Source organism: Paenibacillus sp. AK002 (assembly GCF_053903045.1).
Genome location: NZ_CP096377.1, coordinates 5,820,306 through 5,844,258, shown reverse-complemented (window position 1 = coordinate 5,844,258; position 23,953 = coordinate 5,820,306). Strand labels below are relative to the sequence as shown.

24 protein-coding genes are annotated in these 23,953 nt (G+C 51.9%); 15 read left to right on the top strand and 9 right to left on the bottom strand.

Going from position 1 to position 23,953, the window contains the following annotated elements:
* Window positions 1-2 precede the first annotated feature (2 nt).
* The 4 genes from M1D70_RS26155 (at window position 3) to M1D70_RS26140 (ending at window position 4,160) form a co-directional block, all read left to right on the top strand.
* A complete protein-coding gene (locus M1D70_RS26155) occupies window positions 3-1,235 on the top strand; it encodes a glycosyltransferase family 4 protein (protein WP_009590889.1) in 1,233 nt (410 codons plus the stop codon).
* 35 nt (window positions 1,236-1,270) lie between these two features.
* A complete protein-coding gene (locus M1D70_RS26150) occupies window positions 1,271-2,635 on the top strand; it encodes a sugar phosphate nucleotidyltransferase (RefSeq protein ID WP_009590896.1) in 1,365 nt (454 codons plus the stop codon).
* Between the two features lie 103 nt (window positions 2,636-2,738).
* Window positions 2,739-3,218 carry a VanZ family protein gene (locus M1D70_RS26145; RefSeq protein ID WP_456288357.1) on the top strand — a complete coding sequence of 160 codons (480 nt, stop codon included), beginning with the start codon at window positions 2,739-2,741 and terminating at the stop codon, window positions 3,216-3,218.
* A 6-nt stretch (window positions 3,219-3,224) separates the two neighbouring features.
* Window positions 3,225-4,160 (top strand): LCP family glycopolymer transferase, encoded by a 936-nt coding sequence (locus tag M1D70_RS26140; protein WP_009590897.1) that lies wholly within the window; start codon window positions 3,225-3,227, stop codon window positions 4,158-4,160.
* A 118-nt stretch (window positions 4,161-4,278) separates the two neighbouring features.
* Here the strand turns inward: M1D70_RS26140 and M1D70_RS26135 are convergent, their stop codons facing one another.
* Window positions 4,279-6,072 (bottom strand): glycosyl hydrolase family 28-related protein, encoded by a 1,794-nt coding sequence (locus tag M1D70_RS26135; protein WP_009590893.1) that lies wholly within the window; start codon window positions 6,070-6,072, stop codon window positions 4,279-4,281.
* A gap of 489 nt (window positions 6,073-6,561) precedes the next feature.
* Here M1D70_RS26135 and M1D70_RS26130 point away from each other — a divergent pair, with 489 nt between their 5' ends.
* Window positions 6,562-7,479 (top strand): ABC transporter ATP-binding protein, encoded by a 918-nt coding sequence (locus tag M1D70_RS26130; protein ID WP_119846533.1) that lies wholly within the window; start codon window positions 6,562-6,564, stop codon window positions 7,477-7,479.
* Complete coding sequence (locus M1D70_RS26125) at window positions 7,472-8,245, top strand: ABC transporter permease (protein ID WP_235201877.1); 774 nt, start codon at window positions 7,472-7,474, stop codon at window positions 8,243-8,245. The genes M1D70_RS26130 and M1D70_RS26125 overlap by 8 nt, the downstream gene beginning before the upstream one ends.
* 136 nt (window positions 8,246-8,381) lie before the next feature.
* On the opposite strand, the gene M1D70_RS26120 is transcribed toward M1D70_RS26125, so the two are convergent.
* Together M1D70_RS26120 and M1D70_RS26115 are read right to left on the bottom strand one after the other, a co-directional pair.
* Window positions 8,382-8,801 (bottom strand): bactofilin family protein, encoded by a 420-nt coding sequence (locus M1D70_RS26120; protein ID WP_009590902.1) that lies wholly within the window; start codon window positions 8,799-8,801, stop codon window positions 8,382-8,384.
* A 34-nt stretch (window positions 8,802-8,835) separates the two neighbouring features.
* Window positions 8,836-9,807 carry a M23 family metallopeptidase gene (locus M1D70_RS26115; protein ID WP_009590895.1) on the bottom strand — a complete coding sequence of 324 codons (972 nt, stop codon included), beginning with the start codon at window positions 9,805-9,807 and terminating at the stop codon, window positions 8,836-8,838.
* Window positions 9,808-10,077: 270 nt separating this feature from the next.
* Between M1D70_RS26115 and cls the strand changes: the two genes are divergently transcribed.
* Both cls and M1D70_RS26105 read left to right on the top strand, forming a co-directional pair.
* Window positions 10,078-11,508, top strand: coding sequence for a cardiolipin synthase (gene cls / locus M1D70_RS26110; RefSeq protein ID WP_009590913.1), 1,431 nt, complete (start codon window positions 10,078-10,080; stop codon window positions 11,506-11,508).
* A 167-nt stretch (window positions 11,509-11,675) separates the two neighbouring features.
* The gene (locus tag M1D70_RS26105; protein ID WP_009590915.1) at window positions 11,676-12,593 is read left to right on the top strand and encodes a YitT family protein; all 918 of its coding nucleotides are present in this window, start codon (window positions 11,676-11,678) and stop codon (window positions 12,591-12,593) included.
* 60 nt (window positions 12,594-12,653) lie between these two features.
* Here M1D70_RS26105 and M1D70_RS26100 read toward each other — a convergent pair whose 3' ends face one another.
* Together M1D70_RS26100 and M1D70_RS26095 are read right to left on the bottom strand one after the other, a co-directional pair.
* Complete coding sequence (locus tag M1D70_RS26100; protein ID WP_456288354.1) at window positions 12,654-13,724, bottom strand: serine hydrolase domain-containing protein; 1,071 nt, start codon at window positions 13,722-13,724, stop codon at window positions 12,654-12,656.
* Window positions 13,725-13,773: 49 nt separating this feature from the next.
* Window positions 13,774-14,349 carry a TetR/AcrR family transcriptional regulator gene (locus tag M1D70_RS26095; protein ID WP_009590887.1) on the bottom strand — a complete coding sequence of 192 codons (576 nt, stop codon included), beginning with the start codon at window positions 14,347-14,349 and terminating at the stop codon, window positions 13,774-13,776.
* 234 nt (window positions 14,350-14,583) lie between these two features.
* On the opposite strand from M1D70_RS26095, the gene M1D70_RS26090 reads away from it, so the two are divergent.
* Window positions 14,584-15,657, top strand: coding sequence for a radical SAM protein (locus tag M1D70_RS26090; RefSeq protein WP_456288352.1), 1,074 nt, complete (start codon window positions 14,584-14,586; stop codon window positions 15,655-15,657).
* Here the strand turns inward: M1D70_RS26090 and ligD are convergent.
* Genes ligD through ku form a run of 3 tightly spaced genes read right to left on the bottom strand, consistent with a single transcriptional unit; the run spans window position 15,640 to window position 18,404 of the window.
* On the bottom strand, window positions 15,640-16,557 hold the full coding sequence (gene ligD / locus M1D70_RS26085; RefSeq protein WP_009590907.1) for a non-homologous end-joining DNA ligase: 918 nt from the start codon (window positions 16,555-16,557) through the stop codon (window positions 15,640-15,642). The two genes, M1D70_RS26090 and ligD, sit on opposite strands and share 18 nt — an antisense overlap.
* Before the next feature lie 5 nt (window positions 16,558-16,562).
* Complete coding sequence (locus M1D70_RS26080) at window positions 16,563-17,468, bottom strand: ATP-dependent DNA ligase (protein WP_456288350.1); 906 nt, start codon at window positions 17,466-17,468, stop codon at window positions 16,563-16,565.
* A 6-nt stretch (window positions 17,469-17,474) separates the two neighbouring features.
* The gene (gene ku, locus M1D70_RS26075) at window positions 17,475-18,404 is read right to left on the bottom strand and encodes a non-homologous end joining protein Ku (protein WP_456288349.1); all 930 of its coding nucleotides are present in this window, start codon (window positions 18,402-18,404) and stop codon (window positions 17,475-17,477) included.
* Between the two features lie 557 nt (window positions 18,405-18,961).
* On the opposite strand from ku, the gene M1D70_RS26070 reads away from it, so the two are divergent.
* Window positions 18,962-19,252: a hypothetical protein gene (locus M1D70_RS26070; protein WP_456288348.1), complete on the top strand. Its 291-nt coding sequence runs from the start codon at window positions 18,962-18,964 to the stop codon at window positions 19,250-19,252.
* Window positions 19,253-19,255: 3 nt separating this feature from the next.
* Complete coding sequence (locus tag M1D70_RS26065) at window positions 19,256-19,438, top strand: H-type small acid-soluble spore protein (RefSeq protein ID WP_009590903.1); 183 nt, start codon at window positions 19,256-19,258, stop codon at window positions 19,436-19,438.
* Between the two features lie 122 nt (window positions 19,439-19,560).
* Here M1D70_RS26065 and M1D70_RS26060 read toward each other — a convergent pair whose 3' ends face one another.
* Window positions 19,561-20,742 carry an epoxide hydrolase family protein gene (locus tag M1D70_RS26060; RefSeq protein ID WP_456288347.1) on the bottom strand — a complete coding sequence of 394 codons (1,182 nt, stop codon included), beginning with the start codon at window positions 20,740-20,742 and terminating at the stop codon, window positions 19,561-19,563.
* Window positions 20,743-21,002: 260 nt separating this feature from the next.
* On the opposite strand from M1D70_RS26060, the gene tsaE reads away from it, so the two are divergent.
* The 4 genes from tsaE to tsaD are packed head-to-tail and all read left to right on the top strand — an operon-like array spanning window position 21,003 to window position 23,835.
* The gene (gene tsaE / locus M1D70_RS26055) at window positions 21,003-21,473 is read left to right on the top strand and encodes a tRNA (adenosine(37)-N6)-threonylcarbamoyltransferase complex ATPase subunit type 1 TsaE (protein WP_009590900.1); all 471 of its coding nucleotides are present in this window, start codon (window positions 21,003-21,005) and stop codon (window positions 21,471-21,473) included.
* On the top strand, window positions 21,460-22,251 hold the full coding sequence (tsaB, locus tag M1D70_RS26050; RefSeq protein ID WP_456288346.1) for a tRNA (adenosine(37)-N6)-threonylcarbamoyltransferase complex dimerization subunit type 1 TsaB: 792 nt from the start codon (window positions 21,460-21,462) through the stop codon (window positions 22,249-22,251). Before tsaE ends, tsaB begins: the two co-directional genes overlap by 14 nt.
* A 19-nt stretch (window positions 22,252-22,270) precedes the next feature.
* A complete protein-coding gene (gene rimI / locus M1D70_RS26045) occupies window positions 22,271-22,795 on the top strand; it encodes a ribosomal protein S18-alanine N-acetyltransferase (protein ID WP_009590890.1) in 525 nt (174 codons plus the stop codon).
* On the top strand, window positions 22,792-23,835 hold the full coding sequence (gene tsaD, locus M1D70_RS26040; RefSeq protein ID WP_456288345.1) for a tRNA (adenosine(37)-N6)-threonylcarbamoyltransferase complex transferase subunit TsaD: 1,044 nt from the start codon (window positions 22,792-22,794) through the stop codon (window positions 23,833-23,835). The genes rimI and tsaD overlap by 4 nt, the downstream gene beginning before the upstream one ends.
* Window positions 23,836-23,953: the final 118 nt, after the last annotated feature.

Below are 23,953 nucleotides of genomic sequence, written 5' to 3'. Positions count from 1 at the left end.
AAATGAAAAAAGAAATCGTGTTTGTGGCCAATTATTTTCATCCGGATTATGCTTCGTCCGGGCAGCTGCTAACTGAACTTTGTTTGGAGCTCCAGCATGATTTTGATGTGACGGTTATCGCCGTTCAGCCGGAAAACGCAAATCACGTCCAGAAGAAAAGAATGTTTGAATACGATCAACTGGAACGTATACGGATTATCCGTCTCCGTACTCCTCAAGTGAATAAGCGAAGCAAATTCAGCCGCATCCTGTTTATTCTCTCCTATTTTCTATTAGCTGTTATCGCATTGCTTCGCATTAAGAAAGTGGATGTCATCTATACGATATCTTCTCCACCGATTATCGGCGGATTGATTGGCGCCATCGGCAAGGTGCTGAAACGCGGAAAACTCGTCTACAACATCATGGATTTTAATCCGGAGCAAGCCGAAGCTATCAGTTACACGAATCGAAAATGGCTGTTTCGTCTGGCCAAGAGAATGGATAATTTGAGCTGCCGCATAGCCGACCATATCATCACGGTTGGACAGGACATGCAAGAGACGCTGAACAGCCGCTTTCGTGGACGCAGGGTACCGAGCAACAGCGTAATTAATAACTGGACCGACGAGCAGGATATCACGCCGCTGCCCCGCAGCCATGCTAACGTGTCGAAGTTTTTGAAAGATCATGATCTGCAGGGGAAATTTATCGTGATGTACTCGGGGAATCTCGGTCTTTATTACGATCTGGAGAACATTATACGGGTCGCTTCGGATTTTAAGGATCATCCGGATATCCTGTTCGTTTTTATCGGAGATGGCGCCATGAAGCCCGAGATGCAGCGATATGTGGAGGAGAAGGGACTGGGAAATGTTCGCTTCCTTCCGTTTCAGCCTAAAGAAAACATCAAATACTCTTTATGCGCTGCGGATGTCCATTTGGTCGTCAATCAGAAAGGGATCAAGGGCGTCTCGGTTCCGAGCAAAATCTACGGCGTCATGGCCGCGGGAAAGCCGATACTCGGCGTTCTCGAGCAAGGAAGCGAAGCCGCCGTCCTAATTAAGGAAAGCGGATGCGGAGTCGTTGTGGAACCGCAACAATACCGCGAAATCTCCCAACACATAGCGAACATGTACGCATGCGGTCCGGAAACGTTGGAATTGACCGGACGTGGCGGAAGATTGTACTTGGAACGGTATCTCGCTAAGGCTCAGTCAATCGACAAATACCGGACGCTCCTGCAGTCCATATAGAATGCTGTGATAAAAGGATGGAGGGAAGTAGTAAGATGAAGATTATTTTATTGTCCGGCGGTTCGGGTAAGCGTCTGTGGCCTCTCTCCAACGAGCTTCGCTCCAAACAGTTCCTTAAGGTGCTCCCTGGAGAAGAAGGAGAATCCGAGTCCATGGTGCAGCGCGTTTGGAAGCAACTGCAGAGGAGCAACCTGGCGGATTCATCCTTTATTGCCGCAGGCATATCGCAGATTGAAATTATTCGAAATCAGCTTCCCGGCAGGGTGCCGATCATCGTAGAGCCGCAGCGCAGAGATACGTTCCCAGCGATCGCGCTAGCCGCGGTGTATCTGTATTCCATAGCCAACGTCAATTTACAGGAAACCGTTACCGTACTGCCGGTAGATCCTTTTGTGGAGGAGCCGTTCTTTCATACATTATCTTCTTTGGATCGCGTTTTGGAAGAGTCCGGAGCGGATATAGCGCTTATGGGGGTGAAGCCAACCTATCCTTCGGAGAAGTACGGTTATATTCTCTCTGAACAGACGGAGGATGCCTCGGCTGGGTACCGCAACGTAAAAAGCTTCAAAGAAAAACCAAGCGAAGAGCAGGCTTCGCAATACATCGCTCAATCCGCTTATTGGAACTGCGGCGTGTTCTCTTTTAAGCTGGACTATCTGATCCAGCTTCTCATCGATAAGGGACTGCCGATTCAATATGAGGAAATGTCCAAACAGTATGCAAGGCTCTCGAAAATTAGCTTCGATTATGAGGTGATCGAGAAGGCTCAGCGCGTCGTTGTGGTTCCTTATGAAGGGAGCTGGAAGGATCTGGGCACTTGGAACACGCTTACGGAGGAAATTCCATCGCCGATCAACGGGAAAGGGACCATCAGCGACGATTGCTACAACACCCATTTGATTAATGAACTGGATATTCCGGTAGCGGTGCTGGGACTCTCCAATGTCGTGGTAGCCACTGGCGCAGACGGCATTCTGGTTACGGAGAAATCATCCAGCCCGCGGTTGAAGGAATTTATTTCCCATATCGAACAACGGCCCATGTATGAGGAACGCCGCTGGGGATGGTACCGTGTACTCGATCTGCAAAAGCATAAGAACGGACATGAGGTTCTTACCAAGCGGATTCGGATTGATGCAGGAAAGAACTCCAGCTATCATTATCATCTGCATCGCGAAGAATACTGGACGATCACCAGCGGTACAGGTGAAGTTTGCATTCAAGACCAGGTAAAGTCCGTTCAGGCTGGGGATGTGCTCAAAATACCCGCCGGCACCTTGCATGGGATTCGCGCGCTTGAAGATCTTGAATTCATAGAGGTTCAATCCGGTACCGAAGTATCAGAGGAGGATACGATCCGGTTAACCTTTCAATGGGAAGAGATGACCCAGTTCGTCTAAGGACAAAGGTAATTTCATGACGGGGGAGAATGCCGTGGGCAGAAACAGAAGCAGCTACAGGAGCAGGAGGCTCCTGTTTATAATCGTCATTGTTTTCGTTTGGATGAGCATCATTTTTTTCTTCTCCTCCCAGTCGTACCAGCAGCAGGATCTAAGGCCGTGGCTGCAGGAACACTTGCCAGAGGCGGCGATTGAACATTGGTTTTCATGGGTTTCGTTTACTTATGCCGGAGAGATCGTCAGCATCGATGCCAAGGGTGTGCCCGGTTTCGTTGAATTTTTTATCCGAAAGGCAGCCCACATCGGGGAATACTTCGTCCTTGGTGGCCTGTTGCTGCTGCTGTTGACGAATTTGCTGCGAATCAGGGCTAGCATAGTCATACCTGTGTCATGGTGCTTGTGCGCGTTGTATGCCGTTAGCGACGAGCTGCATCAAAGCACATCGGGGTACCGCATCTTTAAGGCACAGGATGTTGTCCTGGATTCGATTGCCGCATTGGCCGGAATAACGCTGGTCAGTGCATATACATATTGGAGGTCTATGAAATCGAGGCCGAGGGAAGTGTTAGACCGGAAAGGATGACGAGGCATGAAAAAATGGCTGAAGATTACGGCGGGAGCGCTCTTGAGTCTGACCGTGCTGGCAGGCGGTTACGGTGTGTATGTGTACCAGTCCGTCAAAGCGACGGCTGAACAAATTTATGAGCAGCGGGAACCCTCATCGCCTCCCGCTTTTATAACAGCCGATCCCATCCTGCAGGAAATCCAGACGGCGGATATTGATCGGCGTGAGCCCTTTACGGTGCTTGTGCTGGGAGTAGACGAACGCCCGAATGACCGGGGAAGGTCGGACGCGATGATTATGCTGTCCGTCAATCCGTCGAAACAGTCGATCCTGATGTTTAACATTCCACGAGATACTCGTACAGTCATCGCGGACCACGGCACGGAGGATAAAATCAATCATGCCTACGCGTTTGGAGGCATCCAAATGTCCGTTCGGACCGTTGAGGAATGGCTCCGATTTCCGGTGAATTATTACGTTAAAGTCAACATGGAGGGCTTTGCGAACATCATAGACGCGCTTGGCGGAGTCGATATTGATAACGCGTTGGCATTTGATTATGAGGGCCATCATTTTGCCAAGGGACAGCTGCATTTGAACGGCCGGGAAGCATTGGCTTTTTCTCGGATGCGTTACGAGGATCCCCGCGGCGATTTAGGCAGGAACTCCAGGCAGCGTCAAATCGTGAAAGAAGTGTTGAACAGCGCGCTTGACGTGTCAACGGTCTTCAAGCTTGAAGCTTTGCTTAAGGAGGTCGGGTCAAGCGTCAAGACAGACGTCCGATTTGATGAAATGAAGACGTTTGTAACCGACTATCGCCAGGACATGAAAACCATCAAACAGATCGAAATTCAGGGAGGCGGGCAGAAGATCGACGGTGTCTGGTATTATCAAGTGAGCGAGAAGGAACGCCAGCGTATCCATCAACTGCTTAAAGAGCATATGGATCGAAACGAATGAGACGATGAGTACATGGATGCTTTATGGCTCTGACAATGAAATAGCGGGCACGAAAAGAGGGGAAGACGTTAAGTCTTCACCCTCTCTGTGTTGTATTGCATCATGACCATCGCATCGATTATCCTAACTTGATCCAGGAATGGACGCCTTTTGAACGCTGTTTGCAAATATACAGCGAATCTACCCCGTTACTGTCCTCAACCATGATGATTCGGCCGCGGTGGGCAGCAGAAGCAGCCGGTATCGCAGGCAACGGACTGAGGATCATGCTGCTGGAGCGAACCAATTCGGTAAAGACAGCCGAACTTGCGATCGTTTCCTCCCCGTAAGGAATGTTATTTACCAGATTCGGCAGCACGAATATCGAATGGACTTGGAGATTAAGCGGCTCGTATACCACGAGGTCGACGATGTCCGTGTAGTATTTCTTGAACGTTTTCGTAATGGTAAATCGTTCGGAGCCGGAAGGAAGAATAAGAGTCAGATCGTTGGTGTCCCCGCCGATATCAATAAATAGCGGCGTTGATTTCCCCGACAGGTTCGTGCCAGACAGCACGAAGGTGTAATATTCATGCTTATGCAGACGTTCTACGGTTCTCATACGGAGCTTGGTCTTTGAGCCGGTCGAACTTTGGGTGACGATACAGCCGGATGGAGCCGCTTGTTTAAAGGCAAAATCCGGGTCAGGTTCGACGGAATACGGGACATCATTCGTAAACATGGCGCTGAGAGACGGGTTTCGAAGCAGGTTATGGCCAGAGGAGCCGATATAAGGTACGGTACGTCGTTCCGTTAAATAGAACGCATCCCGAAATGATGTCCGGTCCGCGATATTCTCGACAACTACGCAGCCGACAGGGTCCTTGATAAGCGTGCCGTGTGTCGTATTGGGATGATTGGCTTGAATCCGGTAGTTACGCGGTCCGAGGATGATATCCTGCGATGCCGTAGAACCCGGATCTACGGTGACGATGTATCCTTTATTGGGATTGTAATCCGTGATCGCGTAGTGATCCAGACGGCATCCGTCAATCCACACGCCTGACGTATGTCCGTAAATTCCCACAAAGCTCTCATAGGTCGCTTCCGCGTGGCATTCTTCGATCGAAACGGCACGGGCATTATCCAGCTTGATGAGTGGGGCGGTCATCACTTGATTCGCCGCAATCGCATCCCTCATGACATCTTCCTCGGTGCGTCCCTCTGCAGGAGAAGCAGGGGGGACGGTTTGTTCGCTTCTCTCAAAGGCCGTTGAGGTTATATGAATGCTGTCCGAATTCACAATTTCCAGATGGGGGTAATTTCGCACAGACCTGGAGAAGAAACAGCTATCAATCGTTGTGCACAACACAATATCCTCTAACTTTAAGCCCGTACCCAAGTAACCCGTCTCCTGCCAGAAACGGCAATCGCGAAACGAGATCATATAGCCTCCATAGCCCGAGGTGGGATTCGTCCCGCTTCGCATCCCCTGAATATAAACTCCGAATTTTCCTTCACCGCATGCGCTTGAGAAGAAACGCTCAAACATTTGGTGTGCGCCCTGCGGCAGATAGATGCCTCCACCCGCAGCGTGGTTAATATAAAAATCCCTAAATAAGATAGTCTCGGCCATGTCTTTATCACTGTATAGGGCAAAGTCTGTTCCCGTATAAATAATACCGCTGTCATACATTCCGTCCCCGTAGATGGTAAGTCCAATTCCTTGCGTGGCGTTGGTGTTGGGCCTTTCCTGTTTCGGTAATACCAAGGTTTGCGTTATGCGATATCGGCCTTTAGGCATATAGATGACGGAATATGCACCGGAGGCACACGCTTGGATCGCTTGTTGGAAGGCTAACGTATCATCTGAAACGCCATCACCTTTTGCACCGAAATTTTTCACATTGGCTTGACTGTTCAGTACAGGCATTTTCGTACCCTCCCATCTGTCGGAATGTTATCCTCATACAAAATATGATCAAGCATCGGTTGGAGTGATGCCAATTCACCTAATTGTCCTTAAATAGCCAAGAAATTTTTATGTTTTCGTTTGACAAAAGAGTGCAAATTTATTAGGATACATTCTGTATCAACAACCATTATATCAAGCCATTTCTCATTGGGAGTGGAACATTCATGGAAAATGAACTGAAAATGTACTGTATATGTTGTCGTCGGATCGTGTCGATGATCGAGGGAGTCAGCGTGTTTAAAACCGGTTTTTATCGATACGATATGCCTATGGGCATATGTGGAAAGTGCAAAACGGCTGCATCCAATGAGCTATTTTACATGGCGCAGGACCTTTGAATGATTGGCTGATTCAGACGGCTTTGAGCGGAGTCTATTAGACTCATGCTTGGTATTGTGTATAATGGGGAATATTGAACTTGTTTCGTTAGGGCAAAGGAGAATTCACATGAAGCAGGAACCGCTGGTAAGACTGCTCGGGGTTACGAAGAAAATATCGTCGAAGGTTCTGGTAGATGATGTGACCTTTGATATCGCACCTGGGCAAATCTTCGGATTCCTTGGGCCGAACGGGGCAGGCAAGACGACAACCATCCGCATGATGGTCGGGCTGATGTCCATTACCCAAGGGGATATAACCATCGGGGGATACAGCATTCGGAAAAATTATGAGCAGGCTGCTGCCCAGATCGGGGCGATTGTCGAGAATCCGGAAATGTACAAGTTTCTATCCGGTTACAATAATTTGAAGCATTTTGCACGCATGATGCAGGGGATTACGAAGGAGCGTATCGACGAAGTGGTGGAACTCGTCGGGCTCGGGAACCGAATCCATGAGAAGGTGCAGACTTATTCGCTGGGGATGCGCCAACGGCTCGGGGTGGCACAGGCGCTGCTGCACCGGCCCAAACTTCTGATCCTGGACGAGCCTACGAACGGCTTGGACCCGCAGGGCATTCGGGAGCTGCGTGATTATTTGCGGCGTTTGACGCAGGAGGAAGGGACCACCGTCTTCGTATCCAGCCATCTGCTGTCGGAAATGGAGCTGATGTGCGATACCGTCGGTATCATCCGTCACGGCAAGCTGGTCGATATCCGGCAGCTTCGCACGGACGGGGGAGAGCGGATGTTTGAAGAGACGGCATTTACCGTCAGCGACGCGGATGCCGCCGCAGCGCTCCTACAGGACTACCAGGCGATAGCCCGGGAGCATCGCGTCCTTGTTCGCGGTGACCGGGATATGATTGCGGACATCAATGCGGCATTGGTCGAAGCGGGCATACGCGTATATGCCATACAGCCGGTTACCCGGTCGCTGGAGGATCAATTTTTGGAAATGACGGGAGGGGGATCTCTTGTTGAATAACTTTACCCGTCTTGTTGCCAATGAGAATATGAAAATTTACTACCGCGTGCGGACATGGGTCATGCTGGGCATACTTGTCTTATTTAATGCGGCCATGCCTGTCATGCTGTACTTGACGGATGCGCCGATGGATGTCTGGACCGTGTTCACTTGGACGGAGAGTTTCACCATATACCTGAGCGCGATCTTCACGGTTGTCATCGCTGCGGATATCGTGGCCGGGGAATTTAGCGGGGGCACCATCAAATTGCTGCTGATCCGGCCGTGGAGCCGGGGGAAGATTCTGTTATCCAAATTTGCCGCCTTGTGTCTGTTCGGGCTGCTCTGTGCGGGAATCACCATGGTGGTGGGCATCGCTGTCTCGATGCTGCTGTTCTCCGGCAATGCCGGATTCTCGGACGGATTTGATGGATCGCCCATGAGCAATTCCCTCTTGCTCCTGCTGACGGATACGATCCAGGTGTTTGTCATTTCGCTGATTGCGTTTATGCTCTCCACGGTATTCCGTTCAGGCGGGCTTGCGATTGGATTATCGCTGCTGGTCCTGTTCACGAAGGATATCTTCGGTTTTATCTTTAACCCGGAGCGGTTTGTATGGGCGAAGTATTTGCTCTTTCTTCACACCGATCTGAGCGGGTACATCAGCTCGCCCGTCGGGCCGGGAGGCGTGGGGCTTGGCTTTTCCGTAGCGATTTTGGCCGTCTATTGCTTACTGTTCATGCTGGTCTCGTGGCTGGCCTTCACCAAGAGAGACGTAGCAGCATAATTCATAGCGATGAGAAAAGAGCTCCTTCCGCCGTGTGGATCACATGGATGAGAAGGGGCTCTTTGATTGTGTCGGCTGCAGGATCCGGCCGAAGCGGATATCGTGTTCGAATTCGGGTGGTCGTCCATACGCGGGGTTAACCTGCTTCCGGACGCTGAAGGGGCAGTGCGGCGTCAGTGGGTTTCGAGTCTTCCTGAGTAGAGGTCTGCTGATCCATCCGGCTTGCCCCGTGAAGAAGCCCGCCCTCCATAACGATAAGGGAAGCGGCGTGAACATCCCCGTACATTTGCCCCGTTGTCGTAATCGTCAGTTTATTTTCCGCCGTCACATCTCCATAGACCTTGCCGGCCACGATGACTTCCCGAGCGGAAATATTGGAGCGGGCAATCGCGGCTTCGCCTATGGTGACGCAGCCTTGGCTTTCGATGGAGCCGTTAAAGCGGCCGTCGATCCTCAGGTCATCCTCGCATTGCAGGACGCCCTCCACTTCGCTTCCTGGGCCGATCAGCGTATCGGTCCGCTCTGACGCCCGTTTTTTCTTGTTTTTCTTCTTCATATGTCATGCCTCCTATTCGAAATGGATGGTGTGCTTATTGCAGATAAGGCAAAGGGTCAATCGTCTGATTGTTTTTGACGACCTGGAAATGAAGGTGAGGGCCCGTGCTTCGCCCGGAGGAGCCCAGCTTGCCAATCGTTTCGCCCTGCTCGACATGATCGCCTGCCGACACGTCCAGGCTGTCCAGATGCATGTACCACGTCTCCAGACCATTCGGATGCCTGATGACGATATACAGCCCCCGCGCCCCGCTGCGTTCCGCTGCCGTTACCTCGCCGGCGCCTGCGGCATAGATAGGATCGCCGGTTTTCCCGGCAATATCGATGCCGGCATGATAGGCCGAGCGGCCGGTAAAAGGATCGCTTCGATAACCAAAATTCGAGGTGAGCCGCTTGGAGGTGGTTGGCCATAATGAAGGCGTGCCCTCACGCCTTTCCTGGGTTTCCTGGGCCTGATCCAGCGTACGCGGAATATGCTGCTCCATGCGTGAAATCAACTGCTGCATGTTCTCGAAATCATCCTGGGTCTCCCTGGCGAGGTTTAACATTTCATTCTCATGAACGGCAATGAATTCACCGCCGACATGCTGCTTATCCTCGTCAGCGATGGAGGAGGTCTGGCCGGACAGGCTGCCGTGCTTCTCAATAAACTGCTGAAGCTCCTGCTCCAGCTGCTGAACGCGCTCCATCTGGACCTTCGTTTGCTCTGCTTCACCCGATAGCTGAATGATCGCTTTATTTAGGCGTTCGATGGCTTCATCCTTATCGGTGACCGTCACTTCCATCTTTAAGGCTTCCAGGCTTTTCAGCGTCAGCTGCTGCTCCAGCCCCGAGATGGTCTGAGCCGACTGGATTTGGAGGGAAACGATCAGTCCGGCGATGGACAAAATAGCGGCCGCGGGCACCGCTATCATCAAAGGTTTGGATAGATGGACCTGTTTGACTGAATGCTGGGCATCCCGAAGCACCAGCAAGGTTAAGCGTTGTTTACGGTGTGCGGTTTTCATGGCATCTCCCTTCCATGCATTATTTATGGTTCACAAGGGTACCCGCTAGACTTGGCCAACTCCTTATCTAGTATGTATTCTATTCTTTCGAAGAACATGTCAAAAATTATTAGATAAGAGAACTTATTCAGTATGGCGCCGCATTGGGTAATTGAATAAATACATATGGAATTGGTCAATGATGTAGTGTAGTTAATTGCTTGTCTTTCATTTCAAACGTTTTGACAAAGGGCTGCTCAATATATTATTTATCGTGAGGAGGCTGCCGATATGGTGTGGCTTCTGGTTGCACTTATTACTTTTATTTTGCAGATGGTTGCGGTGCTGCTGCTTGAGTTTCGAAATCCGTCCAAGGCCGTGGCATGGCTGTTTATTTTATTTTGCCTCCCCTTTATCGGGTTTGTACTCTATTTCTTTGTGGCGCAGGATTATCAGAAGCGATTGAAGATTCGCAAGCGGGGTTCCCGTTTGTTTCAGGAAATCAGGGCACATTTGTGGGATCGGGCGGCGGTCGTCCGAAGAAAAGGAGATATGAACAATCCCGGCTTTCATCATAATGACCGTTTGTTCAATCTGCTCAATCACTTGTCGGAGAGTCCCATCACGGGCTGTAATCAAAGCCGGGTGTTGACCGATGGGGAAGAGACGTACGAGGCCATGCTGAACGCAATGGAGGAGGCCAAGGATCACATTCACGTGGAGTTTTACATTTTTCGTCATGACCGGATCGGCACGAAGTTTCAGGACGTCATGATCCGAAAAGCGCAGGAAGGCGTCAAGGTGCGCCTGGTTTGTGACGGGCTGGGCAGTTATAAACTCAAGAAAACGTTCATTCAACGCTTCAAAGAATCGGGAGTGGAGTTCTATTTCTTCCTGCCCGCAATGGTCTCGATGTTCAGCCGCAGAATCAATTACCGGAACCACCGCAAAATCGTCGTCGTGGACGGCACGATCGGTTTTCTGGGCGGCATTAACGTCGGGGACGATTATCTCGGCGAATATCCGAATATGGGCTACTGGCGCGACACGCATCTGGAAGTAAAGGGGGATGCGGTCTATTTTCTGCAAAATGTGTTTCTGCACGATTGGAAGCTCGCGTCCGGAGAGCGCATTGCGGATTTCGGGCTGTTTCCGGAGCATCAATGCACCGGGGAGGAGCAAGTGCAGATATTGAGCAGCGGACCGGATCTGAACTGGAATGCCATTCAGGAAATGTGCTTCGGGGCGATTTCCGTGGCCAAAGAACGGATATGGATCACCTCGCCGTATTTCATTCCCGATGAAGGAATTTATGAAGCCCTGAAGACGGCTGCGGTGAGCGGCGTGGACGTACGGATCATTATTCCGGATCACGCCGATTCCCGCCTCGTCAAGATGGCAAGCTTGTCCTACGTGGAAGAGCTGCTGGCAGCGGGAGTCAAGTTCTACGAGTATGAAAAAGGGTTCATCCATGCCAAGGTGCTCATTGTGGACGAGCTTCTCGGTTCGGTCGGTACGGCGAATATGGATATGCGGAGTTTCTTCTGTAACTTCGAGCTGACGGCCGTGCTGTTCGATCGGCTGCCTATTGAGCGGTTGGTTTCGGATTTTAAGGAGGATCTGCAACATAGCAGGCTTATTGATGCGGAGGTATTCCGTCAGCGCGGAAGATGGCAGAAAGCGGCCGAAATTATGTGCAGGATGCTGTCGCCATTGCTGTAAAAGTAATATTTTACATGAGATGTGAGAATGACGGAAATCCGAGTAAAAAGCAGGATAAACTGCGAAAAATCTATGTCCCGCTTTTATTTATATGATAGAATATTTATATAGGATCCACTTATAAATATATATTAGCTTGGTTTCATAAAGTTGAACGGGGGAGATTTATGTCAAGTGATGTGAAGATTCTGGCGCAAGTGAAAGCGGAGCAGCAGAAGCCGGAGAATCCCAAGGCAGGCTCAGCGACCTTGAAGCTTCTCCGCCGTCTGGTGTTCTTAACTTTCGGCGCGATTTTGATGGCAGTAGGGCTGGAAATCTTTCTGGTGCCGAACAAGATTATCGACGGGGGGATTACCGGAATCTCGATTATGGTTTCCCATATCACCGATATTCCGCTGGGTGTATTCCTGACTTTGTTCAACCTTCCGTTTTTGTTTATGGGATATAAACAGATCGGAAAAACCTTTGCATTATCCACGCTGTTCGCCGTATTGGTCATGTCCATCGGCACTTATTTCCTGCATCCCGTCGATCCGATCACGATCGATCCGCTGCTTGCGGCCGTGTTCGGCGGCGTGCTTCTCGGAATCGGGGTCGGCCTTGTTATCCGGTCCGGCGGTTCCTTGGACGGCACGGAAATCGTGGCCATTCTGATCAACAAGAGAACGCCGTTCTCCGTCGGCGAAATCGTGATGTTCATCAACGTATTCATTCTAGGCAGCGCAGGTTTCATTTTCGGCTGGGACCATGCCATGTACTCGCTGATTGCGTATTACCTTGCGTTTAAATTGATCGATATTACGATTGAAGGCATTGATCAATCCAAATCGGTTTGGATTATCAGTGATAAGCATAAGGAGATCGGTGATGCGCTGACCCAGCGGTTGGGACGCGGCGTAACCTATCTCGAAGGCGAGGGCGCTTATTCCGGAGACAGCAAGAAGGTTATCTTTGTGGTTATCACTCGCCTGGAAGAAGCAAAGCTCAAATCCATTGTGGAAGACTGGGACTCCCAGGCCTTCGTCGCCGTCGGCAACATCCATGATGTGAAGGGCGGCCGCTTTAAGAAAAAGGCAATCCATTAATACAATCATTTCAGGCTCCACCCGGTGCGAGAGTTAGCGCGGGTGGAGCCGTTTTTTTGTTTAAAGAGTATCGGCTTGCAGGCGCAGCGCCTTCTTCTCGCGCACATAATGACGAATGATTCGCGACATGGCCTGGACGGCGGCGGATTGACCGACGGCCTGGTTCACGGTTCCGGTGAAATAGAGGCCCGATTCCGGGTGATGGAAGGCGAATGCCCCGGATTGGCCCCAGTGGCCGATGAGTCCGCGTCCCAGACTGAAAGGAGATAGCGGCTGTCTTGAAATGCCGATGCCATAGAAGAAGGGGCCGGGAGCAAACAGGAAGTTCCACTGCCTCTGGAGCTCCCTCAAATCACCCAGCGGAAACAGATCCCCGTTAAAAAAGGATCGCAAAAACGTCATCGTTTCTCTTGCCGTGGAGACGATCCCGCCCTCCGCACCGACTGATGCCATATACAAGGGAAGGTCCAGTCGCTTCTGCTTGTAATGGAACGGAACGGGGGACGCATCCTCCGGGTCATGATAAAAATAGGTTTGCGTCAGCTTGAGCTTGTCGAAGATGTATTCCTGGAATACGGCCTGAATGGATTCGCCCTTGACATGCTCGATGATTTGGCCAAGCAGACGATAGTTGGTGTCGGAATATTGGGCTTTTTTCTTCTGCCCCGGTTTGAATTTTGGCGTTTTCCTTTTGGCCGCGGCCAGGACTTGGTCCAGGCTCCAGGCTTGATCCTTCCCGGCGATCAGATTCGAGAAAACGGTCCCCGAGAAATAGTCCGGGATGCCGGACGTATTGGACATCAAATGCTGGATGGTGATTTCTTCGCCGTAATCCCGGTTCTTAAACCTGTGGAGCCCGGTCATAATCTCTTCGGGCAGGTGCTTGCCAATGGGATCATGGAGCTCGAGCCGCCGCTCCGCGCGTAATTTCAAGAGTACGGCAGTCACGTACAACTTGGTCACGCTGGCAATGAAATAGCGGTCGTCAGGCCGCATATCACCTCCGCTGCTGACTATGGACAATGACCGCTCCTGGTCCTCGACGCACATCACCGTGCTAAACACATTTCTTTTATTGGCGGTTTGAGTCACACATGCATCCAGAACCGCTTGCTTCAGGGTTGTTCCCATTCCCGTCCTACCTCCCGCAAACCGTAATTTTTCGTTCCTTTAGTTAGTCTCAGTTCCTCTCAAGTTTCCGAGCATGCGCGGCACGTATGAACGCTTCAGCGGCTTCGTCCATCATATTCATCATCTGTTCGTCATCCACGTTCTTCGTGAACAGATCGTTTGCCACCATGACGCAGAGACCTGTCTGAAACACCTGCATGTTCAATAAAATAGATTGCAGCTCCTGATCCGAAAATTCCGCGAGCTCCGGATCCTGCCTCATCAGCCCGATAACCTCGCCCAGTTGTTCCGGCGTATTCTTCATATGGGGATTGTCCTTCATCATGAGATCCCGATAAAGCACGGGATATTCCTTGGCAAAGCGGAGACTTGCCATGCCGATATCCCGGAAGGGCTGTCCGGATTGCTCCTCCATGATCATGCCTCTGGCCACTTGCAAGGCTCTTTCGACCACCTGCTGAAGCAGTTCCTGGACGTCGTTGAAATTGACATAGATCGGCGCGATGGAGCTGCCGAGACGTTCGGCTACTTTTCGGATCGTAATGGACTCGATGCCATCCGTTTTGGCAATGTCGAATGCGGCTACCACGATATCTTGTTTGGTAAACTTCGTTTTTGGTGCCATGATGTCTACAGCTCCTTAGGTTATTTATATGTAGAACGTTAAATATATATCACTTGATATCTATTTATTATAAAGAGTACTTGGACCGATTTCAATCCAGTCATCATGAAGCATTCATGGAATCATGATTTGTAAATCCAGTAAAACCCACTTATAATAAGAACATATGTTTGTTAAAATGAATGATAATGATCTAGATCATGGCAGGTTCAGGGAGGAGGAGGAGGAAGCGGAATGGCTCGCACGCAATATGAACGCATAACCACCAAGCAAACATTAAACCGAGTGAAGGAAGAACGGATGCCCTTCGATTGGTCCATCAATCCGTATCGAGGCTGCGGACATGGCTGCAGCTTTTGCTATGCCCGCGCATTTCAATCGTTTATCGGGATGGGAGCGGAAGACGAGTTTCAGCACCATATTTTTATGAAGTCGAATGCGGCGGAAGCGCTGGAGAAGCAGCTGTCGAGCGCGGCGAGGAAGTTTAACTATGATATTGAAGCGATGCGGAGATCGATCGGACAGGTGACGATCGGAACGGCAACCGACCCGTACCAGCCGATCGAGGGCAAGGAGACCCTTACGCGGGAATGTCTGAAGCTGCTCGCTAAATACCGCATTTCTACCAGCATCACGACGCGTTCTCCGCTCGTATTGAGGGATTTGGATATCTTGACCCGGATGGAGAACGTGTCCGTCAACATAAGTCTCAACACGATGAGCGGGGACGTCACCCGGAAGCTGGAGCCGGCATCGCCTCATCCGGAGGCCAGGCTTGATGCAATCCACAGGTTATCGGCTGCTGGCATTAGAACAGGCTTGTTTGTGGCGCCTGTTCTGCCCTTTTTGACGGACGAGGAGCCGGAACTGAAGGAGCTCTTGTCCCAGGCAAAGGAAAGAGGCGTTTCCTTTGCGATGATCTCCTTGCTAAGACTGTCGCGCGACGTGAAGAAATGGTACCTCGAAACGCTGAAACACCACTTCCCCGAGGTGGTTCAATCCTACCGCGAGTTATATGGGCAAGGCGCTTATGCGGAAGAGCATTACGTTCGTTCCTTCAAGTCGATGGCGTCCAGGCTGTTGAACGAATATGGGATGAGCGGATTGACCATGGGGGCACCTGCTGCCGTCAACCGGTCCGGACCGATTGCAGCCTCGGAGAACGATACATCGGATGAAGGGGCCAACGATCACCCTGCGAGGGAATGGGCTGCTCCTGTACGTCCAAGGAAGCTTCCTCAACCGGCGGCCCCGGTTTCCGGAGAGGAGCTTACTCCCGATGTTGAGCAGCTATCCTTTCCTTTTTGACGCTGCCTTACCCTTTGGCAACAGATGCCGGATGACATTCTCGATCGGTTGGGGCGGCAGGGTCTGCAGCAGGTCGCCCTTTTCCCTCAGCCGTTCTTCGATGTTCAGCAGGTGAAACTCCGTGGGAGAAACGTCCTGGCGGACTTCGTCCCAAGTGAGCGGCGTGGAGACGGTCCCGAGCCGCCGGGCCCGCGGGGTATAAGGAGCGGCGAGCGTCCTTCCGCTGTAGTGCTGAAGATAATCGAAGTAGATTTTATCGCCGCGGTTCTTCTTCAGCCGCTCGATGGTGAACAGCTTCGGGAACTTCTCCGTCACGTACTGGCCCACGAATTGGCCAACCGTTCGAAGTTCATCGAAGGTTACGCCTTCCGGAATCGGAACGATGATCTGCACCCCGGTCGCTCCCGAGGTTTTCGGGACGGAGGACAGGCCCAGGGAGCTCAGCACGTCCCCTACAATGGCCGTCGCCTCCATAATCCGGGGCTCCTCCGGGAGCGTGGGATCCAAATCGATCATCCATTCGCAGGGCAGATGGCTGCCTGCCAGATGCAGGGAAGGGTGAAACTCAAGCGCAGCCAGATTCCCCAGCCAGAGCAGCTCCGGCAGCCCGTTGAGCAGCACGTAGTTTATATTTTCGTGCACATAAGTCTGAACAAAGGGCGGCAGCGGCTCAGGTGCATTTTTCTGGTAGAAGGATTCGCCTTGGGCTCCGTGCGGATACCGGATGGTCGTGAGCAGCCTGCCCCGGCAGTACCGGAGCAAGAAAGGTGAGATGGCCGCAAGCTTTTGCAAATACATTGCCTTGGTAATGCCGACCTCCGGCCACAGCGGTTTGTCGGGATTCGTAATTTGAATCTCTTGCCCCTCGATCGTCAGGGTGCCTTTAACGGTACGAGCCATATGGTTTACACCCCCTCAATCGATACGAGTTTGGGATGGCGCATCATGCCATCCTGGCTCCACTCGAGAAATGTGACCTGGACTGATAGAGGCTGGCTAAGCCAGGCCAGCTGTTCTTTCTTCAGGTCGGTATGGAGCGTTCTCCATATCGCGTCAGCACGATGGCTTTCGGCATATTGCAGCAGCCTCTTCTTCGTTTGCTCATTGAGCCCCAGGGAAGCACGGCCGATGTAGTTCCCATCGTCGCCTGCGATGACGAGGCTGGCTACGCGACCTTCCCTGATGATCATGGCGACGGCGGAGGCTGCCATGTTCACGGCAATTTTCTTTTTGTACCAATCCCGATGCTTTTTGCCCTCACGGTAAGGCGAGGAGAGGCGCTTCATGACAATGCCCTCCCAACCGCGCTGTTCCGCCCAGTCCCATAACGGTTCGCCTTCAAGAAACAGATCGGCGGTCAGCAGGCCCGGAATGTCGGAAACCGTCTCCTTGAGACGATGATGACGTTCCAGATAAGGCAGCTTGCGCAAGTCTTCGTCGCCATCCACCAAGATATCGAACAGCACATAAGTAAACAGAGGAGCGCTCGTACTGACCGTACGCGAACGCTCCCGCTGAAGAACCTTCTGAAAGACGGGGCGGCCAAGCTCCGGATGAAAATACACGACCTCGCCATCCAGGAGAAGACGCCGATCCTCCAGGAGGGATAAAGCCTGAACGATTTCGGGGTACAGGGATGTTTTGTCGAGCAGCTTGCGGGAATACAGGGATACGCGGTTCTGGTCAAGCCCGGCCAGAATGCGTACGCCATCCCATTTCAGCTGATAACCCCAATCTTCGCCGGTCGCAATCTGATCCGTCGAGATCGGAGCCATCGGCTCTTTCGGCAGCAAATTTTGCATCTGTCCCATGCGGCTTTAGGATGGGGAATCGGATTTCTTGGATTTGGTCGTCCGGCGTTTCGGCTTCGGTGCATCCGCGTCAGCTTCCCCGCCGCTGACCTTGGCTGCAGGCTCTTTGGCAGCGGTCTTCCGGGTCGGTTTACGCGGCTTCGGCTTGGTGCCCGGGTCCGTTCCGATCGGCTTTACTGCCTCGATGCTGGCCTGAAGGGCCGCCATCAGATCCACGACGTTGGTCTCCTGACGGGCAGGGGCAATCTTGATCTCTTCGCCGGACACTTTGCTGTTGATCAGATCCAGCAGGCGCTCGCGATAATCATCCGTATATTTTTCAGGGTCAAAGGGAGTCGACAACTGGTCAATCAGCAGTTTGGCCATATCCAGCTCCTTGACGTTGACCTCGGTTCGCTCCGGCAAATTCGGGACCTGCGAAATCGGCCGGATTTCATCCGGGTAGAAAATCGTCTCGATCGACAGGCATTCATCCAGCACGCGAATCGCAGCCAAACTGCTCTTGGAGCGAATGGCAATTTTGGCGATGCCGATTTTGCCGGACTGCTTCATCGCTTCCAGCAGCAGCCGATATGCATTGGCACCTGCTTGATCCGGCGAGAGATAGTAGGTCTTCTGGAAGTAGATCGGATCGATCTCGGTCAGATCGACAAAGTCCAGAATGGTGATGTTTTTGCTGTTCGCTTCGGCGAGCTGCTCCAGCTCCTCTTTTTCGAACAACACGAATTTCCCCTTCTCGTACTCATAGCCCTTCGTAATCTCCTCCCAGGCAACCTCCTCTTCACATACCGGACATTTGCGGATATAGGAGAGCGGGCTGCCGCACTCTTTGTGAATGTACCGCATCGAAATATCCTTGTCTTCCGTAGCCGAGAACATCTTCACCGGCACGTGCACCAGACCAAAGCTGATCGCGCCCTTCCAAACCGTATGCATTCTATGAAACCTCCTATCAAGTTCTAATATGTTTTGGGTATGACCGTGTAGTAAACGTTATAAACGACGACGATAAATTTTTGAACTACCTCTAGTAGTGCGTGTTCAAAAAGGTCGGTTTTCAGCACCGAGGCTTATGCTTCCGATGTGCGTTTTTTCAAAACGCTTCAGTTGGATGAAGCTAGGGACGTCAGGAGCGGAGCGTACGTTTTGGGTACGTGAGCACCTGAAATGTTTCCGCAGGAAACATACTTCGAAAGCATCTGCTTAGGCCCGGCTGAATTCAAGATTCGCTTCGTGTTAGATATAGGATTTATAAGTTATCAACGGAGTTGATGAAATTCTATATCGCAAGAAAACCTACTTCTGAATCGCGGTCGGTCAGCCTTGAATTTGCCTCGATTGGTTCTCTTATCAAAAGCGTGCTTTTTGAACTACCTCTAGTAGTGTGCCCAAAAAAAGACTCTAGTATGAGTTATAGCTCAGGATTGCATAATTAGAACCTGTTTGTGGCATATTGACGATGAACGCTGCCTGTAAAAGGAGGTAATCTTTTCATGATGGAGTCTAGAGAAACCGAAACGTCGGAAGAGATACAGAAGGACAGAGCCTCGGACCACTCCGCATCCGAACCGGTGAACGGCGACATGGTGGATTGGAACAGCCTGACCTCGGAGGAGAGCGAGATCTCTCGGGAATCTACCATGTTCGATATTGACCGGATGATTAACGAAGGCCTTGGCGGAGGCAATGTCACGATGGATAACGGACTGATCGGCCCATCCACCACCGATACGATGGAGGTCGTGGACGAATCGCCAAGAGAACTGGAAGAAGGAGGATCATAACGTATGGATATGCAGCGCGCCGTGGAGATTTTTAACTCCAAGGATACCTATAAGGTGAATCTGGAAGGGGAGCCGGTCTGGATCGAGCAGATCGATCCGCAGAACGGGATGGCTACCGTTCAGGTTGGTTCCCGTCCGACCAATACGCTGACGGTGAATGTGGACCGGCTGAAGGAAGGCGAATAGCCTGATTTAAAGGGGCTTAGCTTCCTTGCAGAAGCTTGAAATGGCATGAAAACACACCTTGTTCGGGGTTTCGTACTGTCGGAAACCGGATAAGGTGTGTTTGCTTTGCTTATATTTTGCCGTTAACGCAGCCCTCTGAAAAATAATTGGATATCATCCATCAGCAGATCAGGAGCTTCCAATGCGGCGAAATGGCCGCCCCGGTCGAACTCCGACCAGTGCACGATGTTGTATTGGCGCTTGACCATACTGCGGATCGAGAGGTCCTTAGGGAAAACCGCGACGCCGGTAGGTACCGAGGAATACGGTGCCGGCGCTCCCCAATTGCCGGAGCTTTCTTTGTAGATTCTTGCAGATGAGCCTGCTGTTGCCGTCAGCCAGTAGATCGAGACATTCGTAAGAAGAAGATCAAGGTCTACCGCCTCTTCAGGAAGACCAGCGGTTGGATCGGTCCACTCCTTAAACTTCTCTACAATCCATGCTAGCTGGCCAACCGGGGAATCCGTTAAGCTGTAGGATAGTGTCTGGGGTCTGGTCGCTTGCAAGATGGCATAGCCTGACCCGTCAAAGCCGCCTCCGGCTAATTCATCATAGCGCAGCTGCTCTGCAGCGGTAAGGTTCTCGGTTTCAGCCGGATCGCCACTCGGAAACACCGACAAACCATTGCAATGAACGCCAACGATACGCCCTGCGGCAATCCGGCCAAGCTCAGCCGAAACCATACACCCTGTATCCCCTCCTTGAGCTCCATAACGTTCATACCCCAGTCGACGCATAAGTTCATCCCATGCTTTTGCCACGCGCTCGATATTCCATCCCCGTTCCTTTGTGTGCCCGGAGTAGCCGAAACCCGGGAGGGAGGGAATAACGAGATGGAAAGCATCGGACGGATTTCCGCCGTACTTGCTTGGGTTGGCGAGCGGTTCAATCATATGCATAAACTCCACGACCGATCCCGGCCAGCCATGGGTAACGATTAGAGGCAGCGCATCGGGTTCAGGTGAGCGAACATGCAGGAAGTGAATGTTTTGTCCATCGATCGTGGTCGTAAATTGTGGGAATTGATTTAACATGGTTTCATATTTACGCCAATCGTACGAATCCTTCCAATAGGCGGACAGCTTCTTCAAGTAAGGAAGCGGCATCCCATAATCCCAGTGGTTATCCTCCAGATCATCAGGCCAGCGGGTACGGCCCAAACGATCCTTAAGATCCATCAGGTCCGCCTCCGGAATTTGAATGCGAAAGGGAGTTATGGTCGTTTCTGAAGAAGAGATTGCATTCGGTTGGTTTGTTCCGTTCATTGTCATCCTCCTATGGTTTTATATCATGGTTCCTCCGGGTGTTGGTTTCACTATAGTGCTTAAACTTTGACTACATCGTGTCAGTGTTTGAAATTCGAGTAACCCTTTCTTTTTTCATCTCTGCCAATCCAGAAAAACGCATGTTCTTGCAGCGGATTGGGAGGACCGATATAATGAAGATCAAGTATTTTGAGATATGGGCAAACTAAATAAAGGGTGGGTTATCAGTGAATAATGGCCGTACGGAGGGCCGGTTTCGAATGACTTCAAGCAGTCTGGAGGAGACGGAGCAGCTTGCTGCTTGGCTGGCCGCGAGGGCGGAGCCGGGGACCGTCATCGGTCTGGACGGGGATCTTGGAGCAGGAAAAACGGCATTCTCCCAACAATTTGCACGGCATCTTGGGGTGAACGGGGTTGTGAATAGTCCGACGTTTACCATTATTAAAGAATATGAGGGGCGTCTGCCGCTCTACCATATGGATGTATACCGTTTGTCGGTCGATGAGGCGGATGAGCTTGGGCTGGACGAATACTTTTATGGTGAAGGGGTTTGTCTCGTGGAATGGAGCAGCCTGATCACCGAGCTTATGCCTGAGCAGTATCTTCATATCCAGCTAGAAACGACGGGCGAAACGAACCGGATCATCACGCTTTCAAGCCAGGGCGGGCCTTATGGCGATTGGTGCCGGGATTTGAATGAAAAATGGGGTAGCACGAATGAACAACAATGACAAAAAGCCGCAGCAGCGGTTTTTGGCGCTGGATACGTCAACGGCTTCGCTGGCGGTATCCGTGATGGAGCAGGACAAGCTGCTGTCGGAGGTTAACACGAATGCGGACCGCAACCACTCGGTGCACCTGCACCCCGTGATGGATCAGGCGCTTGCGGAAGCCGGCATCGGCATGGACCAGGTAGACGGCATTGCCGTAGGATTGGGGCCAGGCTCCTATACGGGCATCCGCATAGCGGTGACCGCAGCCAAAACATTGGCATGGGCTAATCAGCTTCCGGTCGTCGGGGTATCCAGCCTGCATGCTTTGGCATGGGGGGGCTTGAAATCCGGATGGAGCGAGACGGCGGCTGAACAGGGAGTCCACTGGGTCGTTCCGCTGCTGGATGCCAGACGGGGACAGGTGTATACGGCATTATTCGCTGCGGATTCCGAACGCCAAGCGGAAGCGCCGGTACGTATGGAGACGGACGGCATCCGTCTGATGCAGACCTGGGTGGAAGCCATAAAGGAACGAATCAGCAAGCTGCCTGAAGAGGAGCGCCCGGTCTGCATATGGTTTATCGGGGAAGTGGACCTTCATGCGGAGGCCGCCCGAGGTCTGGAGCCGTCGTTTGGAGACGGGCTCCGGATTCATCCGTACTCGCTGGAGGGCCGCTGGATGGGGTATCTGGGAGCAGCCAGATTACTCGCCGGGGAAGCGGATGATGTGCATACCTTGGTGCCCAATTATACACAGCTTTCCGAAGCGGAAGCGAACCTGCTGCGCAAGCGGTGAAGGGAGCGTAGGATTCGTTATGGACGAGCAGAAGAAGCCGGCGGACGGTGAAGATGGTTTGTCCTTCCGGCTGATGACCCTGGAGGATATACCGGAGGTTCTCAAGGTGGAGCGCGAAGCGTTTACCGTGCCCTGGACCGAGGAAGCTTTTCACAATGAGCTGAAACTGAATCATTTTGCGCGTTATATGATTATGGAATACGAAGGCCGAACCGTAGGGTATGCCGGCATGTGGACGATCGTGGATGAAGCGCATGTCACGAATATTGCCCTGCTGGAGCAGTATCGCGGACGCAAGTGGGGCGATCGGCTGCTGACGGAACTGATGAAGACCGCTGCCTATATGGGGATGGAGAAAATGACGCTCGAGGTTCGGGTGTCCAATCACGTTGCCCAGCGTTTATATATCAAAAAAGGGTTTAAACCAGCCGGTGTCCGGAAGGGGTATTATTCCGATAACCAGGAAGACGCACTCATCATGTGGGCAGATCTGCCCCCTTATCGGGAGGACGATGGCGAGGAAGGAAGTCAAAGGCTATCATGAAGGATGAAAAAATAGACCGGCAGCATAGCTGCATATTGGCGATAGAAACGAGCTGCGATGAAACCTCGGTTGCCGTCGTAAAGGATGGCTGCGAGGTATTGTCCAGCGTCATTGCCAGCCAGATTGAAACGCATAAAGCATTTGGCGGGGTGGTGCCCGAGGTGGCCTCTCGCAAGCATGTGGAGAGCATTACGTTAATTATTGAGCAGGCCGTAGCCGAGGCCGGGATCGAAATGAAGGATTTGTCGGCGATCGCCGTCACGCAGGGTCCCGGTTTGGTCGGAGCGCTTCTCGTGGGCGTCATGGCTGCCAAAAGCCTGGCTTTTGCGCTGGGCAAGCCGCTGATCGGCACGCATCATATTGCGGGTCATATTTACGCAAACCGCTTTGTGGGCGATATCGCCTATCCTTCCATGGCGCTGGTTGTTTCCGGCGGCCATACCGAGCTGGTCTACATGAAAGACGAGGGCAGCTTTGAGTTAATCGGCAGGACGCGGGATGATGCGGTTGGCGAAGCGTACGACAAGGTGGCAAGGGCCCTTGGCTTCCCGTATCCCGGAGGCCCTCATGTCGACCGTATGGCCTTGGAAGCCGAGGAAGTCGTGGATCTTCCCCGCGTATGGCTGGAGCCGGATTCTTATGACTTTAGCTTCAGCGGTTTGAAATCGGCTGTATTAAATGTCGTCAATCAGAGCAAAATGCGTGGAGAGGACGTTCGGACGGAAGCGATAGCCCGGGGCTTTCAGGAATCCGTCGTGGAGGTGCTTGTGGAGAAGGCGGTTCGCGCGGTCAAAGCATACGATGCCAAACAGCTGCTGCTGTGCGGGGGCGTAGCCGCCAATCGCGGACTTCGTCAAGCATTGTCCGATCGGTGCGGGCAGGAAGGAATTCCGCTGACGATCCCGCCATTTCAATATTGCACCGATAACGGAGCGATGATTGCGGCCGCGGCGCATTTGAAATGGAAGCGGGAGAGCTTTACGCCGCTGGATATGAAGGCTGATCCTCAAATGTCGCTGGAATTTTGGGCGGAACATTAAGCTAAAGCTTCTTGACACGTTTCTGTCCAGAACGTATAATCATGATCAAATTCCAGAATGTTGAAACGCAAAGAACAGGACCAGTAAGGTGAACCTTGGAAGAAGAGAGCTGCGGGAC